The sequence below is a fragment of the Mangrovicoccus sp. HB161399 genome, from assembly GCF_013184745.1.
GTDB lineage: Bacteria > Pseudomonadota > Alphaproteobacteria > Rhodobacterales > Rhodobacteraceae > Mangrovicoccus.
This window is the reverse complement of sequence record NZ_JAATVU010000048.1, coordinates 31,266-45,646: the sequence shown is the minus strand read 5'-3', so window position 1 is coordinate 45,646 and position 14,381 is coordinate 31,266. Positions and strand designations below refer to the sequence as shown.

Genomic DNA, 14,381 nt, shown 5'->3' with positions numbered 1-14,381 from the left:
GTAGACCTGGACCGGAAGGCCCACGGCCGGATCGAGGATGCCCTCGGGAAATTCGCGCACGAAGGCCACCATCCCGATCAGCAGCAGCGGCGCGGTCTCGCCGAGCGCCTGCGCGAGGCCGATGATCGTGCCCGTCAGGATGCCCGGCATCGCCAGCGGCAGAACGTGGTGGAACACCGCCTGCATCTTCGAGGCGCCGACGCCGAGGGCCGCGTCGCGGATCGAGGGCGGGATGGATTTCAGCGCGGCACGGGTCGCGATGATGATCGTGGGCAGCGTCATCAGCGTCAGCACCAGGCCGCCCACCAGCGGCGAGGAGATCGGCAGGTGCATGAAGTTGATGAAGACCGCGAGGCCGAGGATGCCGAAGACGATCGACGGGACAGCCGCGAGGTTCGAGATGTTCACCTCGATGATGTCGGTCAGCCAGTTCTTCTTCGCGAATTCCTCGAGATAGATCGAGGCGCCGACGCCGATCGGGACGGCGACGAAGAGCACGATCAGCATCATGTAGGCCGAGCCGATCAGCGCGACGCCGATGCCTGCGGCCTCGGGGCGGTTCTCGGAGGCGTCCGGTCCCAAGATGAAGTCCCAGTTGAACCGCTTCTCCATCTGGCCGAGCGCGACCAGCTCGTCCGCGGCGTTCAGCTGGGCGATGTCCACGCGGCTGTCGAGCGCGGCGGATTCGCGGGTGACCTTGCCCTTGAGATATTGGTCGATCCGGGCATTGGCGAGGAAGTTGAACTCGATGGTTTCGCCCACCTGGTCCGGATTGGCCAGCACGTAGTCGCGCAGCGTCGCGGGCGCCGCGGAGGATACCATCGCGGCCAGGAGCTGCGGGGTGATTTCCGGCGCCGGACCGGCAGCCAGTTCCTCGGCCTGTGCCTGCAGCGAGCCCTGGATCAGCGGCTGGTAGCCGAAGGTGAAGACCTTGGCCATTTCCTCGGGGTCGCGGTTGCCCTGCGGGTCCACCACGGCCGGGTCGAGGTAGATCTCGGCGGTCAGGTAGGTCTGCTTGAACGCGCTGAGGCCGCTCGTCAGGATCGAAGCCAGAAGGCAGACCAGCGCGACGACGCCGACGCCGACGGCCAGCATGCCGTAGATCTTGAAGCGCTTCTCGGCGGCGTTGCGGCTCTTGGTGCGCTCGCTTTCGGTGTAGAGCGAGCTCTTGCCGGGCACGCCTGCGGGGGATGCGGAGATATCGGCCATTAGTCGTACTGCTCCCGGTACTTGCGCACGATGTAGAGCGCCAGGATGTTGAGGCACAGCGTCAGCACGAAGAGCGTGATGCCGAGCGCGAAGGCGACGAGCGTCTCGGGCGAGGCGAAGTCGGTGTCGCCGGTCAGCTGCGAGACGATCTTGACGGTGATGGTGGTCATGGCCTCGAACGGGTTGAGGCTGAGCTGGGCCGCGGCCCCTGCTCCGAGCACCACGATCATTGTCTCGCCGATGGCGCGCGATGCCGCCAGCAGCACGGCGCCGACGATGCCGGGCAGCGCGGCGGGAACGATCACCTGCTTGATGGTTTCGGACCGCGTGGCACCCAGCCCGTAGGAGCCGTCGCGCAAGCTTTGCGGCACTGCGTTGATGATGTCGTCGCTGAGCGAGGAGACGAAGGGGATCAGCATGATGCCCATGACCAGACCGGCCGTCATCACCGAGCGCGAGCTGTCGCCGATGCCCAGCGGCCCGGCGAAGTAGTCGCGCAGCAGCGGGCCGACGGTGATCAGCGCGAAGAGGCCGTAGACGATGGTCGGGATGCCTGCCAGCACCTCGATCGCGGGCTTGGCGACCGCGCGGATGCCGGGGCTGGCGTATTCGGACAGGTAGATCGCCGCGAAGAGCCCGATCGGAACCGAAACGCAGAGCGCGATGAAGGAGACGTAGAGCGTGCCCCAGAGGAGCGGCAGCATCCCCAGTTCGGAATTGCCGGAAAAGCGCGGCGTCCATTCGGTGCCGAAGAAGAAGTGGCTCCAGGAATACTGCGAGAAGAAGGTGCCGGTTTCGAACAGCATCGACAGCACGATGCCGAGCGTCGTCAGGATCGCCACCGAGGAGCAGAAGATCAGGATGCCCTTGACCTTGGCCTCGACGCTGTTGCGCGCGCGGAAATCGGGTGCGATGGCGGCGAAGGCTGCGAAGGCGCTAGCAGCAGCCCCGGCAAGGGCGAGCACCCCGCCGAGCCAGGACAGGCCGCCCGCCAGCGAGCTTCCGAACAGGCCCCAGAGAGCGAGAATGACGATGCCCGGCAGGAAGGCGGCAAGCGCGACGTTCCAGCCGTAGAAGGACAGGAGGGAATGGAGGGCCCGGGTCTCGCCGCCGGCAGCGGCCAGCGCCTTCCGGCGCCCCAGGACGTAACCCGCGGCCGAGAGAGCCAGGAGAAGTATCACGAAATACGAAAGAGCCATATGCCTACCGTCTGGACTGTCATGGACCCGGAAAAGGAAGCGGCCGCGCTGGTTCGCGGCCGCTCCGTCATGTCATGGCTGCCGCGCGATTACGAGCCGGAGCCCATGGTCACTTCGTCGGCGACCGCCTTCTGGGTACCGGACAGCTCGGGGTCGGAGACCAGGCCGTAGGCCGCCAGCGGGCCCTGCGGACCGGCAACCATGTCGGAGACGAAGAACTCGGCGTATTCCTTCAGGCCGGGGATCTCGCCGATATGCTGCTTCTTGACGTAGAAGAACAGCGGGCGGGACACCGGGTATTCGCCCGAAGCGATGGTCTCGGTCGAGGGTGCGATGCCGGACATGGTCGCAACCTTGATGATGTTGGTGTTGTTCTCGTAGAACGCCAGGCCGAACACGCCGAAGGCACCTTCTTCGCCCTGGATCGAAGTCAGGGTCTCGGTGTAGTCGCCGTCGATGTCGACCGCGGCGCCGTCGGTGCGGATGTTCATGCAGGCCTCTTCGGCCGCCTTCTCGTCGCCGCCGTTGATGCCCATGATGGCTTCCATCGCGCCGGACTCTTCGCAGCCTGCGAGGATCACCTTCTCTTCGAAGACTTCGCGGGTGCCGTGCTTGGTGCCCGGGATGAAGGCCTTGATCGCCAGATCGGCGAAGTCGGGGTTCACGGTGTTCCAGGAGGTGTTCGGGTTGGCGACCATTGCGCCGTCGACCGGCAGCTCGGCTGCCAGCGCCTTGTACCAGTCGGCCGGGGCGAAGGCGAATTCCGGATCGGAGATCTCGTTGGCGAAGACGATGCCGTCATAGCCGATGCGGACTTCCATGATCTCGGTCACGCCGTTGTCGGCGCAGGTCTTGATCTCTTTTTCGCGGATGGCGCGCGAGGCGTTCGCGATGTCGATGGTGTTCTCGCCCACGCCTTCGCAGAACTGCTTCAGGCCGGCCGAGGAGCCGCCGGACTGCACGACCGGAGTCGGGAAACCCATGTTCTCGCCGAAGGCCTCGGCAACGATGGAGGCGTAAGGCAGAACGGTCGACGAACCGGCAATCTGCACGGTGTCGCGTGCGGCAGCGGCGGTTGCGGACACGGCAGCGATCGCCAGGATGGAGGCGCTCAGCTTCACGGTTTTCATGTGGATGCTCCAGCTAGGAAGTATGGCACGCTCCCGCAGGAAACGCGTGACCGCCCTTAAAGGCGCCCGATATCCCTTTTGTGACACTTTTGTAACCGTTTTATGACAGCCGCCGGTTCCGTCGCGGAAATCCGCCACGACGGCTCAGCCGGCGGGAAGGAGCACCGAGAAGCAGCTGCCCTTGCCGATTTCGCTTTCGATTCTGAGCCGTCCCTTGTGGCGGTTCACGATATGCTTGACGATGGCCAGGCCAAGTCCGGTTCCCCCCACCGCGCGCGAGCGGTGGCTGTCGACCCGGTAGAACCGCTCGGTCAGCCGGTGGGTGTGCATCTCGTCGAATCCCTGGCCGAAATCGCGCACGTCGACGCGCACCGCGCCGCGCCCGAGGATCGGGTCCCGCGCCACGTCATGGACCGACAGCACCACCTTGCCGCCGTCGCCGCCGTACTTGACCGCGTTCTCGGCGAGGTTGGTGAAGACCTGCACCAGCTGGTCGGGATCGCCGCGCAGCCACAGTTCCTCCGTCCCGCCCTCGATTGCCATCTCCACGCCTGCGGCATCGGCCACTGGGCCGAGCGAGCGGATGACGGATTTCAGGATGCCGTGCAGCTCGACCCGTTCGGTCGGTCGGATGCGTTCCTCGCCCTCGACCTGGCTGAGCGAGAGCAGGTCGCTGACCAGCCGGATCATCCGCTCGGCCTCCTTCGCCATGGTCGCCAGGAACCGCTCCGCCGCTGCCGCGTCGCCGCGGGCCGGGCCCTGCAGCGTCTCGATGAAGCCCTGGATCGAGGTCAGCGGCGTGCGAAGCTCGTGGCTGACGTTGGCGACGAAATCCCGACGCATCTGCCCGGCGGTCTCCTGCGAGGTGACATCCTGGAAGCTCACCAGCACGCCGCCGCCCTCGACCGGCGTGCAGATCACCCGGTAGAGCGTCTCGTGCACATGGTCCTTCTGGACATAGCGCGCCTCGGTCTGCAGCCCCTGCCCCAGGCATTCGCTGATCGCGTGCAGGACGGGCGGCTGGCGGATCACCGTCACGACATGGTGGCCGACCTGGTTCTTCCCCAGAAGCTCGGTTGCGGGCGGGTTCACCGCGAGCACGCGTTCGCGCGCGTCGGTGACGACGATCGGCATCGGCACGGCCGAGAGGATGGCGAAAGGCGGCTGGGCGGTCATGGGCGGTCCCGTCTGTTGTCCCCGCCGGACTTAGCCGAGCCGCGCCCGCGGGACCAGTGCGACACGCGCCGCGGCCATGGCGGCCGGGTCCCCAGGTGCGAAACGAACATATATATTGTATATGTTTCGCATTTGCGCGACAATGTGTCCTCTCACCCTGCCCGCTGTTTCGCGGGGCCGGTTGCGGAGGGTCCGGGAGCCGCCCCGGGAATGCACTGCTTGGAGCCGCAAATCATGGTCAGGACTGCGAAAATTGTTGCCTTTGTCCGGCCTGCGGAAATCGACCCAGAGGCGGGACTCCCGCCCCGCGGCATCCTCGTCGGCGACCCGGCGCTCTCCGAGGAACTGGCGCAGCTGCGCCCCGAAGTAACTGGCCTGCGTGAAATTCCCTTCGCGGCGCTGACGCCTGCGCTGCTGAAGGCGCTGCGGCCGCCGATCCTCATCTGCCGCCCGATGGCCGAGGACCACGATTGCTACGATCTGGCCCGGATGATCCGCATGGCGGGACTGAAGACGACGCTGTGCCTGATGGCGGCGGATCTGCCCGATCCGGAGGTCGTTCGCCGCGAGATGGCCAGCGCCTTCCCGAAGCAGGCGCTGCAGCTGTGGATCCTGCCCTGCCTGGGTCAGAGCGGGCGTAGCCCGTCGCGGTAGACCCGCATCCTCGCGGCATAGCTCTCGGCGGATTTCAGCAGGCCCGCGATCTGCACGGGCGTCAGGTCCCGCACGACCTTGCCCGGCATGCCCATCACCAGCGAGCCGTCCGGGATTTCCTTGCCCTCGCCGATCAGCGCGCCTGCGCCGATCAGGCAGTTCCGGCCGATCTTCGCGCCGTTGAGGATCGTCGCCCCCATGCCGATCAGCGACTGCTCGCCGATGGTGCAGCCATGCAGCATCGCCTTGTGGCCGATCGTGCAGTTCGCCCCGATTGTCAGCGGATAGCCCATGTCGGTATGCATCACGCAGTTTTCCTGCACGTTGCTGCCGCGGCCCACCGTGATCGTCTCGTTGTCGCCCCTGAGCGTGCAGCCGAACCACACCGAGGCGCCCTCTTCCAGCACGACCTTGCCGATCAGGTTGGCATCGGGCGCGACCCAGAAATCGCCGTTTTCCGGAAAGCGCGGTGCGTGGTCGCCAAGGGCGTAGAGCGTCATAGGCTGGCCTCGAATTCCTCGTTCAGCGCGCGCACGCGGTGGATCAGGTCGGGCTGGCGCGACCGGCGCAGCCGCTCGGCGGTGACGATGGCGCGCAGTTCCATCTCCGCCTTGTCGATGTCGTTATTGATGAGCACGTAATCGTATTCGGCCCAATGGCTGATTTCGTCGCGGGAGCGCGCCATGCGCTTGGCGATGGTCTCGGCGCTGTCCTGGGCGCGCGCCTCCAGGCGCCGGTGGAGCTCGGCGATCGAGGGCGGCAGCACGAAGATCGACACCACGTCCTCGGCGCGGGCCGAGTTGCGCACCTGCTGTCCGCCCTGCCAGTCGATGTCGAAGAGCACGTCATGGCCTTCGTTCATCGCGTCGAAGACCGGCCCGGCTGGCGAGCCGTAGAGATTGCCGAAGACCTCTGCATGCTCCAGCATCTCGTTCCTGTCGACCATATCGCGGAATTCCTCGCGCGAGCGGAAATGGTAGTCGACGCCGTCGGTCTCGCCCGGGCGCGGCGCGCGGGTGGTCGCCGAGACCGAGAATCCGATATTGGCGTCCCAGGCCCTCAGCCTGCGGGCCAGCGTCGATTTCCCCGCGCCCGAGGGCGAGGAGAGGATGATCAGAAGGCCGCGGCGAATGGGGCTTGGCATCGGTCCGGTCTACTCCACGTTGTCTATGTGGACGCGCAATTGGTCTATGGCCGTCTTGAGGTCAAGCCCGAGCCGGGTCAGTTCGGCGAAATGGGCCTTCTCCCGCAGGCGGTCTGCCTCGCGGTCGAGCTCCTCCGCGACCAGCTGCAGCCGCCGCCCGGCGGGACCGGCCTGCCCCGCCAGCCCGCGCGCCTCCAGCGCATGCGCCTCGAGCCGCCCCAGCTCCTCGCGGATGTCGGCGCGGGCGGCCAGCGCGGCCAGCTCGTGCTCCAGCCGTCCCGGATCGGCTTCGGACGCTTGCTGCAGCACCCGCCGGACGGCGGCGGCGAACTGGTCGGCCAAGTGCAGCCCGCGTTCCTTGTCCAGCACGCGGGCGCGCTGCAGCAGCGCGTCGAGATGGTCGAGCTGGATCGCCAGCTTGCGCGCCAGTCCCCGTCCCTCGGCGCGGCGCATCCGCCCCAGCGCGGCCAGCGCGGATTCGAGCCCGCCCAGCAGCGCCTCCTCGGCCGCGCCGCCGGGGGACAGCCGCGGCCGCCTGCGGCCCGCCGTGCAGTTGAACAGCAGGTCCGAGGCGCTGGCGCGCGACAGCTTCACCCCGGCCTTGAGCGCGGCCATCTCCAGGGCGGCGATGTCCGAGAGCATCCGCGACAGTTCCTGCGCCTCCGGCATCCGTGCCGCGGCGGCCGGAGGCGGGCGCAGCGCGATGTCGACATGGCCGCGCTGCAGTGCGGCCGCGGCCAGGCTGCGCACCGCCGGTTCCAGCGACTCGCAGCCCTCCGCCAGGCGCAGCTCCAGCGAGATGCCGCGCCCGGCCGCGGAGCGCAGGCTCCAGCTCCAGATCTCGTCGCCGATCGCAACGTCCTGAACCGCAAAGCCGGTCATCGAGGAGAGGGTCATTGATTAACCAATCCTTAGGATAGCAAGGGCAATTGTCTCAAATTCATGCCATATTCGGTTCAACCTGATGCGTCGCGCCGCAACCGCGCAAATCTCCTTAGGCGTCGCATCGCATATGTGTTAAATTCAAGCGGAACGGGCAGGACATGGCGAACGACGGGACCCAGGATCAAGACATCGTATCTCTGAAATCCTACAAAACTACGATGCAGCACAGCGCAATCTCACAACTCGAAGCCTACTGGCACGGCCTGCGCAACGGCCGAGTAGTTCCCAACCGCTCGGATGTGGATCCCCGCGGCATCGACCGTGCGCTGGAATACGCCTTCATCCTCGAGCGGATCGCCCCCGGAATGGCCCGCTTCCGCCTGGCCGGCATGCATCTCAACGACCTGATGGGCATGGAAGTCCGCGGCATGCCGCTGACCAGCTTCTTCGTACCTGATGCGCGCCGGCAGGTATCCGACGCGCTGGAACACGTATTCGAGGAGCCGTCCATTGCACGGTTCGACCTTCTTGCCGAGCGTGGCATCGGCAAGCCGCAGAACGAAGCCCAGCTTCTGATCCTGCCCCTGAAATCCGATCTCGGCGATGTCAGCCGCGCCCTTGGCTGCCTGGTCTATGACGGCGAAATCGGACGCACCCCCCGCCGCTTCTCCGTTACCGAAATGAGCGTCGAGCCCCTGATCGCAGGCATCGAGCCCGCCAGCGCTCCGCTCCTGAAAACCGGCCTCACGCTGAAGAACCGCCGCGCCGAGGACGCGCCGAAACCGGCCCTTCCGCTCAGCGGCTTCGCCGAGGACAAGGCTCCCTTCGGAAATTCCGCCACCGGCAGCGACGGCAAGCCGGGCAAGCCGACCCGCGTGCCGTGGCTGCGCGTGGTGACGTCCGAAGACTGATCTTCCCTTCCGCGCCGCCATGCGGCGGCCGTTCCCGCAGGCTGCTGTCCTTCACCTGGGCGGCCCGAGGACGGTTGCCCGGACGGCGCGCCTCCGGAGCCGTGCAGGCAGGCTCCGGCCGCGCCCTCCGCCCCGTGACGGAGGGCGCCGCTGTTTCCGCAGCAGCCCAGAAACGCAAGGCGCCGCCCCCGAAGGGACGGCGCCTGCATGTTTCGGTGCTGCGGTCCCGGGATCAGGACACGGCGGCAGTGCGGTGGCGCTCCTGGTGGAGCGTGTTCAGCTCCTCGGCGACGAGGAAGGCCAGCTCCAGCGACTGGCTCGCGTTCAGGCGCGGGTCGCAGGCGGTGTGGTAGCGGCTAGACAGGTCCGCATCGGTCACGGCGCGCACGCCGCCGGTGCATTCGGTCACGTCCTTGCCGGTCATCTCGAAATGCACGCCGCCCGGGATGGTGCCCATCTCGCGGTGCACGCGGAAGAAGTCCTGCACCTCGCCCAGCACCGCCTCGAAGGGACGGGTCTTGTAGCCGGAGGCCGACTTGACCGTGTTGCCGTGCATCGGGTCGCAGGACCAGACGACATTGGCGCCCTCGGCGCGGACGGTCTCGATCAGCCGCGGCAGGTGGTCGTCCACCTTGCCCGCCCCGAAGCGCGCGATCAGGGTCAGGCGGCCCGGATCGTTCAGCGGGTTCAGCTTCTCCATCAGGACCTTCAGATCCTCGGAGGTGGTGGTGGGCCCGCATTTCAGGCCGATCGGGTTGATCACGCCCTGGCAGAACTTGACATGCGCGCCGTCCGGCTGGCGGGTGCGGTCGCCGATCCAGATCATGTGGCCCGAGCCTGCCACCGGCTTGCCCGAGGTAGAGTCGATCCGGCAGAGCGCCTCTTCGTATTCCAGCAGCAGCGCCTCGTGGCTGGTGAAGAAATCCACCGTGCCGACGGCCTGGGTGGCTTCCTTGGTGACGCCGGCCGCGTCCATGAAGGCCAGCGCCTCGGAGATGCGCTCCGCCATGGCGCGGTACTTCTCGGCCTTCTCGCCGTCGGTGAAGCCCAGCGTCCAGGTGTGGACCTGGTGCATGTCGGCATAGCCGCCCTGGGAGAAGGCGCGCAGCAGGTTCAGCGAGGCCGCGGCCTGGGTGTAGGCCTGCAGCATCCGCTGCGGATCGGGAATGCGCGCTTCCGGCGTGAAGTCGATGTCGTTGATGATGTCGCCGCGGTAGCTCGGCAGCTCGACGCCGTCCACGGTCTCCATCGGAGCAGAACGCGGCTTGGCGAACTGGCCCGCGACGCGGCCGACCTTGATCACCGGCACCTTGGCGCCGAAGGTCAGCACCATCGCCATCTGCAGCATCACCTTGAAGGTGTCGCGGATCGAATCCGCGCCGAACTCCTGGAAGCTCTCGGCGCAGTCGCCGCCCTGGAGCAGGAACGCCTCGCCCTTCGCGGCCAGGCCCAGCTTCTGGCGCAGCGTGCGCGCCTCGCCGGCAAAGACCAGGGGCGGATACTTGGCGAGCCGGGCCTCCACGGCCTCCAGCGCGGCCGCGTCGGGATAGTCCGGCATCTGCACCCGCGGCAATGCTCTCCAGTCCGACTTGTTCCAACCCTTGGTCATGGTTCTCTCCCTTTGTCCATGGCCTGCGCGGGTCACGCAGGGTCCGCATCCTCTGCGGGCAGATGCCCCCAGTGTCAACCAAAACATGGCCGTGCCAGGCGTGCCGCGTGCCGCTGGATCTTGCGCCGCCGCGGCAAACCTGCTTCGCTGCCGCATCGTTTTTCCCACCGGCATCAGACCCATGGCGCGCACCCCCCCTTCCCGCCCCGCACCTGCGCAGGACAGCCCGCAGCGCATCGTCTTCGTGCTGGTGCCCGAGTTCACCCTGATCAGCCATGCCGGCGCGCTCGAATGCCTGCGCATCGCCAACATGGTGGCGGGCGAAACGCTCTACAGCTGGACCATGGTCTCCTGCGGCGGGGCGGACACGGCCTGTTCGGCGGGCGCGGTCTTCCGGGTGGACGGCCCCCTGCCCGAAACCCGCCACGGCGACATGATCGTGATCTGCGGCGGGCTGGACATCCGCGAGCATGCGCCGCCCGCGCTGATCTCGTGGCTGCGCCGCGAGGCGCGCCGCGGCGGCACGATCGCGGGCATCTGCACCGGCGCCTACGCGCTGGCGCGCGCGGGGCTGCTCGACAACCGCCGCGCGACCATCCACTGGGAGAACAACGAGAGCTTCGCCGAGGAATTCGCCGACGTCCTGCTGTCGAAGGCGGTCTTCGCCCATGACGGCAACCGGCTGACCTGCGCGGGCGGGACCGCCGTCATCGACATGATGCTGAGCCTGATCGCCCGCGACCACGGGCCCGAAACCGCCGCGGCGGTCGCCGACCAGATGATCTATTCCGCGATCCGCACCGACCAGGACGTGCAGCGCCTGTCTGTGCCCTCGCGGATCGGCGTGCGCCATGCCAAGCTCTCCGAGGTCATCCAGCGGATGGAGGCCAATATCGAGGAGCCGGTCAGCCCAACCATCCTCGCCCGCGACGCCGGGCTCTCCACCCGCCAGCTGGAACGGCTGTTCCGCCGCTATCTCGCCCGCTCGCCCAAGCGCTACTACATGGAGCTGCGCCTGCAGAAGGCGCGCAACCTGCTCCTGCAGACCGACATGAGCGTGATCAACGTGGCGCTGGCCTCGGGCTTCGCCTCGCCCTCGCATTTCTCCAAGTGCTACCGTGCCCAATACGGCGCCACCCCCTACCGCGAGCGCGGCGCCCATGGCGCGGCCCGCGACGCCGAGGCGCCGGAAGGGGCCGAGGACTGGGAGGCGGGCGCCGAGGGCCTGCCCGACTGAGCGCGCCCATTCTGCCGCATGTCCGGCCGCAGCGGCATCCGCGCGAAAGCCTTTTCTTCGCGCAGGCTTGGGTCTAGCCTCCGGCCAAACATGCTGAAAACAGGGAGTCAGCCATGAAATCGCTTCTGTCCGCCAGCGCCATGCTCGCGCTGCTTGCCGGAGCCGCCCATGCCGAGGTCAAGATCGGCGTGCTGCTGGGCTTCACCGGCCCGCTGGAATCCGTTGCAGGCCCGATCGCGAGCGGCGCGGAGATGGCCCTTTCCGAGGCGTCGGACAGCGGCAAGCTCCTCGGCGGCGAGACCGTGACCCCGGTGCGCGGCGACTCCACCTGCGTCGACGCCTCCGCCGCCACCGCCGCGGGCGAACGGCTGGTGACCGCCGAGGGCGTGGCCGGCATCGTCGGCGCGATGTGCTCGGGCGCGACCGGCGCGGTCCTGGCCAACGTCGCCATCCCCAACGGCGTCGTGATGATCTCTCCCTCCGCGACCTCGCCGGGCCTGTCGACGGTCGAGGACAACGGCCTGTTCTTCCGCACCGCGCCCTCGGATGCGCGCCAGTCTGTGGTGATGGCCGACATCATCAAGGAACACGGCCTGACCGAGGTCGCCGTGACCTATACCAACAACGACTACGGCAAGGGCCTGGCCGACAGCTTCCAGTCCGCCTTCGAGGCGGCCGGCGGCACCGTGACCATCGTCGCGCCGCATGACGACGGCAAGGGCGACTATTCCGCGGAGGTCGGCGCGCTGGCCTCGGCCGGCGGCGAGGCGCTGGTCGTGGCGGGCTATGTCGACGAGGGCGGCTCGGGCATCATCCAGTCGGCGCTCGACACCGGCGCCTTCGACACCTTCGTGCTGCCCGACGGCATGGTCGCCCCCTCCCTGACCGAGAAATTCGGCAGCGACATCGACGGCTCCTTCGGCCAGCTGCCGGGCTCGGACTCCGAAGGCGGCGCGACCTTCGACAGCCTAGCCGAGGCGGCAGGATTCGACGGCTCGCAGGTCTATGCCAAGGAAGGCTATGACGCCGCCGCGCTGATCATGCTGGCGATGCAGGCCGCGGGGTCCGCGGACGCCTCGGCCTACAAGGAAAAGGTCATGGAAGTCGCCAACGCGCCGGGCGAGAAGATCTATCCCGGCGAGCTTGCCAAGGGCCTGGAGATCCTCGCGGGCGGCGGCGACATCGACTATGTCGGCGCCTCCGACGTCGAGCTGATCGGCCCGGGCGAAGCCTCCGGCCGCTTCCGCGAGGTCACCATCGAAGGCGGCGAGATCGTCACCGTCGGCTACCGCTGACGCCACGTTCCGGGGTCCGGGCACCTTGCCCGGGCTCCGGACTGCTGCTAGCGGCCAGCGATCACGCGTTCCGGGATGGGGCCCGCACATGATATCCGTCGACAATCTCGTCATGCGCTTCGGCGGCTTCCATGCCGTCAACGGCGCATCCCTGACCATACGGGAGGGCTCGATCACCGGTCTGATCGGCCCGAACGGCGCAGGAAAGACAACGCTTTTCAACTGCATAGCGGGCGTTCTTAAGCCAACCTCGGGCACCGTCTCCATGGGCGGCGAGGACATTACCGGACTTGCCCCGCACCAGCTGTTCCACAAGGGGCTGCTGCGGACCTTCCAGATCGCGCATGAATTCTCCTCCCTGACCGTGCGGGAAAACCTGATGATGGTCCCGGCGGAACAGTCGGGCGAGACGCTCTGGAACACCTGGGCAAACCGCCGCCGCATCGCCGCGGAAGAGCGGGCTAACATGAAGAAGGCCGACGAAGTCCTTGAATTCCTGACAATCGACCATCTCGCAGATGAGAAGGCCGGCAATCTCTCCGGCGGCCAGAAGAAGCTTCTGGAACTCGGCCGCACCATGATGGTCGATGCCAGGATCGTCTTTCTCGACGAGGTCGGCGCCGGGGTGAACCGCACGTTGCTGAACACCATCGGCGACGCCATCCTCCGCCTCAACCAGGAGCGCGGCTACACGTTCTGCATGATCGAGCACGACATGGATTTCATCGGCCGCCTCTGCGACCCGGTCATCTGCATGGCCGAGGGCACGGTGCTGGCGGAGGGCACGATCGCCGAGATCAAGGCCAATCCGGACGTGATCGAGGCCTATCTCGGCACCGGGCTCAAGAACAAGGTTGCCGCCTCATGAGCGAACCCTTCCTGAACGCCGCCGGCATGCGCGGCGGCTACGGTTCGGCCGACATCCTGCACGGCTGCAACCTGTCGGTGGACAAGGGCCGGATCGCGGTGATCGTCGGCCCGAACGGCGCCGGGAAATCGACCGCGATGAAGGCGGTCTTCGGCATGCTGCCACTGCGCGAGGGCCGGGTCACGCTGGGCGGCCGGGACATCACTGCCCTCAGCCCGCAGGCCCGCGTTGCCGCCGGCATGGGCTTCGTCCCCCAGACCCACAACATCTTCCCGTCGATGACGGTCGAAGAGAACCTGGAGATGGGCGGCTTCCTGCGCCGCGACGACATCCGCCCGACCATCGAGCAGGTCTACGACCTGTTTCCGATCCTCCGCGACAAGCGCTACCAGGCCGCGGGCGAACTCTCGGGCGGCCAGCGCCAGCAGGTCGCCGTCGGCCGCGCGCTGATGACGAAGCCGCAGCTGCTGATGCTCGACGAGCCCACGGCCGGGGTCAGCCCGATCGTCATGGACGAGCTTTTCGACCGGATCATCGAGGTTGCCCGCACCGGCATCTCGATCCTGATGGTCGAGCAGAACGCGCGGCAAGCGCTCGAAATCGCGGATACCGGCTTTGTCCTCGTGCAGGGCGCGAACCGCTTCACCGATACCGGCGCGGCACTGCTGGCGGACAGCCATGTCCGGCAGAGCTTCCTCGGGGGCTGAGATGGACGTGCTCTCCGCCCTTGCCGCCTCCGGCATCGCCTGTTCCTTCGTCACTGCCTCGGTCGACGGCCGCAACCCCTTCGACAGCCGACTCGACCTGGAGCTGACCGCGGCCGCGGTCGACGGCTTCGCCCTGATGCGCTCCGACAGCGAACGCGACGCGCCCTTCCGGATAGAGAGGCGTGGTGTCTGGACCAGCTTCTCCAGCGACGAGATCTTCGAATTCGGCCGAAACGCGATCATCGACATCGGCCCGGACGGCAAGGCCGTGATGGTCGTGAACCAGCCCGAGATGGCGGCGCAGGTGCTATCGCGCGAGGGCCGGTGCCGCCCTGCCGAGGCAAGGTGATTGCACAT

Annotated in this window: 15 protein-coding genes; 7 read left to right on the top strand and 8 right to left on the bottom strand. The window is 67.4% G+C overall.

Annotated features, from left to right (window positions below; translation table 11 throughout):
- The 4 genes from HCC78_RS22075 to HCC78_RS22060 form a co-directional block, all read right to left on the bottom strand.
- A partial coding sequence (locus HCC78_RS22075) for a PstA family ABC transporter permease (RefSeq protein WP_172330958.1) occupies positions 1–1,209 on the bottom strand: 1,209 nt, incomplete at its 3' end.
- Positions 1,209–2,408: a phosphate ABC transporter permease subunit PstC gene (pstC, locus tag HCC78_RS22070; protein WP_172330957.1), complete on the bottom strand. Its 1,200-nt coding sequence runs from the start codon at positions 2,406–2,408 to the stop codon at positions 1,209–1,211. The genes HCC78_RS22075 and pstC, both read right to left, overlap by 1 nt.
- Positions 2,409–2,497: 89 nt before the next feature.
- Entirely contained in the window at positions 2,498–3,538 is a 1,041-nt protein-coding gene (locus HCC78_RS22065) for a substrate-binding domain-containing protein (RefSeq protein ID WP_172330956.1), read from the bottom strand.
- A 144-nt stretch (positions 3,539–3,682) separates the two neighbouring features.
- Positions 3,683–4,714 carry an ATP-binding protein gene (locus tag HCC78_RS22060; RefSeq protein WP_172330955.1) on the bottom strand — a complete coding sequence of 344 codons (1,032 nt, stop codon included), beginning with the start codon at positions 4,712–4,714 and terminating at the stop codon, positions 3,683–3,685.
- 234 nt (positions 4,715–4,948) lie between these two features.
- On the opposite strand from HCC78_RS22060, the gene HCC78_RS22055 reads away from it, so the two are divergent.
- Positions 4,949–5,368, top strand: a complete 420-nt coding sequence (locus tag HCC78_RS22055) for a hypothetical protein (protein ID WP_172330954.1) — start codon at positions 4,949–4,951, stop codon at positions 5,366–5,368.
- On the opposite strand, the gene HCC78_RS22050 is transcribed toward HCC78_RS22055, so the two are convergent.
- The 3 genes from HCC78_RS22050 to HCC78_RS22040 are packed head-to-tail and all read right to left on the bottom strand — an operon-like array spanning position 5,341 to position 7,409.
- Entirely contained in the window at positions 5,341–5,868 is a 528-nt protein-coding gene (locus HCC78_RS22050) for a gamma carbonic anhydrase family protein (protein WP_172330953.1), read from the bottom strand. The two genes, HCC78_RS22055 and HCC78_RS22050, sit on opposite strands and share 28 nt — an antisense overlap.
- On the bottom strand, positions 5,865–6,512 hold the full coding sequence (gmk, locus tag HCC78_RS22045) for a guanylate kinase (RefSeq protein ID WP_172330952.1): 648 nt from the start codon (positions 6,510–6,512) through the stop codon (positions 5,865–5,867). The genes HCC78_RS22050 and gmk overlap by 4 nt, the downstream gene beginning before the upstream one ends.
- A gap of 9 nt (positions 6,513–6,521) precedes the next feature.
- Positions 6,522–7,409, bottom strand: a complete 888-nt coding sequence (locus HCC78_RS22040; protein WP_172330951.1) for an endoribonuclease YicC domain-containing protein — start codon at positions 7,407–7,409, stop codon at positions 6,522–6,524.
- A gap of 146 nt (positions 7,410–7,555) precedes the next feature.
- On the opposite strand from HCC78_RS22040, the gene HCC78_RS22035 reads away from it, so the two are divergent.
- On the top strand, positions 7,556–8,308 hold the full coding sequence (locus tag HCC78_RS22035) for a PAS domain-containing protein (protein WP_253949300.1): 753 nt from the start codon (positions 7,556–7,558) through the stop codon (positions 8,306–8,308).
- 232 nt (positions 8,309–8,540) lie between these two features.
- On the opposite strand, the gene HCC78_RS22030 is transcribed toward HCC78_RS22035, so the two are convergent.
- Positions 8,541–9,917 carry a class II 3-deoxy-7-phosphoheptulonate synthase gene (locus tag HCC78_RS22030; protein ID WP_172330950.1) on the bottom strand — a complete coding sequence of 459 codons (1,377 nt, stop codon included), beginning with the start codon at positions 9,915–9,917 and terminating at the stop codon, positions 8,541–8,543.
- Positions 9,918–10,098: 181 nt separating this feature from the next.
- On the opposite strand from HCC78_RS22030, the gene HCC78_RS22025 reads away from it, so the two are divergent.
- The 5 genes from HCC78_RS22025 (at position 10,099) to HCC78_RS22005 (ending at position 14,373) form a co-directional block, all read left to right on the top strand.
- Positions 10,099–11,154 carry a GlxA family transcriptional regulator gene (locus tag HCC78_RS22025; RefSeq protein ID WP_172330949.1) on the top strand — a complete coding sequence of 352 codons (1,056 nt, stop codon included), beginning with the start codon at positions 10,099–10,101 and terminating at the stop codon, positions 11,152–11,154.
- A 113-nt stretch (positions 11,155–11,267) separates the two neighbouring features.
- Entirely contained in the window at positions 11,268–12,449 is a 1,182-nt protein-coding gene (locus HCC78_RS22020) for an ABC transporter substrate-binding protein (RefSeq protein WP_172330948.1), read from the top strand.
- Between the two features lie 88 nt (positions 12,450–12,537).
- Positions 12,538–13,317, top strand: a complete 780-nt coding sequence (locus tag HCC78_RS22015) for an ABC transporter ATP-binding protein (RefSeq protein ID WP_172330947.1) — start codon at positions 12,538–12,540, stop codon at positions 13,315–13,317.
- Positions 13,314–14,024, top strand: a complete 711-nt coding sequence (locus tag HCC78_RS22010) for an ABC transporter ATP-binding protein (RefSeq protein WP_172330946.1) — start codon at positions 13,314–13,316, stop codon at positions 14,022–14,024. Before HCC78_RS22015 ends, HCC78_RS22010 begins: the two co-directional genes overlap by 4 nt.
- Position 14,025: 1 nt before the next feature.
- Positions 14,026–14,373 carry a hypothetical protein gene (locus tag HCC78_RS22005; RefSeq protein ID WP_172330945.1) on the top strand — a complete coding sequence of 116 codons (348 nt, stop codon included), beginning with the start codon at positions 14,026–14,028 and terminating at the stop codon, positions 14,371–14,373.
- Positions 14,374–14,381: the final 8 nt, after the last annotated feature.

What these genes read in the sequence shown, in the direction of transcription:
- HCC78_RS22040 (WP_172330951.1), bottom strand. Translation starts at nt 7,409, where the DNA reads ATGACCCTCTCCTCGATGACCGGCTTTGCGGTTCAGGACGTTGCGATC.
- HCC78_RS22035 (WP_253949300.1), top strand. Translation starts at nt 7,556, where the DNA reads ATGGCGAACGACGGGACCCAGGATCAAGACATCGTATCTCTGAAATCC.
- HCC78_RS22015 (WP_172330947.1), top strand. Translation starts at nt 12,538, where the DNA reads ATGATATCCGTCGACAATCTCGTCATGCGCTTCGGCGGCTTCCATGCC.
- HCC78_RS22005 (WP_172330945.1), top strand. Translation starts at nt 14,026, where the DNA reads ATGGACGTGCTCTCCGCCCTTGCCGCCTCCGGCATCGCCTGTTCCTTC.
- pstC (WP_172330957.1), bottom strand. Translation starts at nt 2,408, where the DNA reads ATGGCTCTTTCGTATTTCGTGATACTTCTCCTGGCTCTCTCGGCCGCG.
- HCC78_RS22060 (WP_172330955.1), bottom strand. Translation starts at nt 4,714, where the DNA reads ATGACCGCCCAGCCGCCTTTCGCCATCCTCTCGGCCGTGCCGATGCCG.
- gmk (WP_172330952.1), bottom strand. Translation starts at nt 6,512, where the DNA reads ATGCCAAGCCCCATTCGCCGCGGCCTTCTGATCATCCTCTCCTCGCCC.
- HCC78_RS22025 (WP_172330949.1), top strand. Translation starts at nt 10,099, where the DNA reads ATGGCGCGCACCCCCCCTTCCCGCCCCGCACCTGCGCAGGACAGCCCG.
- HCC78_RS22020 (WP_172330948.1), top strand. Translation starts at nt 11,268, where the DNA reads ATGAAATCGCTTCTGTCCGCCAGCGCCATGCTCGCGCTGCTTGCCGGA.
- HCC78_RS22010 (WP_172330946.1), top strand. Translation starts at nt 13,314, where the DNA reads ATGAGCGAACCCTTCCTGAACGCCGCCGGCATGCGCGGCGGCTACGGT.
- HCC78_RS22065 (WP_172330956.1), bottom strand. Translation starts at nt 3,538, where the DNA reads ATGAAAACCGTGAAGCTGAGCGCCTCCATCCTGGCGATCGCTGCCGTG.
- HCC78_RS22055 (WP_172330954.1), top strand. Translation starts at nt 4,949, where the DNA reads ATGGTCAGGACTGCGAAAATTGTTGCCTTTGTCCGGCCTGCGGAAATC.
- HCC78_RS22050 (WP_172330953.1), bottom strand. Translation starts at nt 5,868, where the DNA reads ATGACGCTCTACGCCCTTGGCGACCACGCACCGCGCTTTCCGGAAAAC.
- HCC78_RS22030 (WP_172330950.1), bottom strand. Translation starts at nt 9,917, where the DNA reads ATGACCAAGGGTTGGAACAAGTCGGACTGGAGAGCATTGCCGCGGGTG.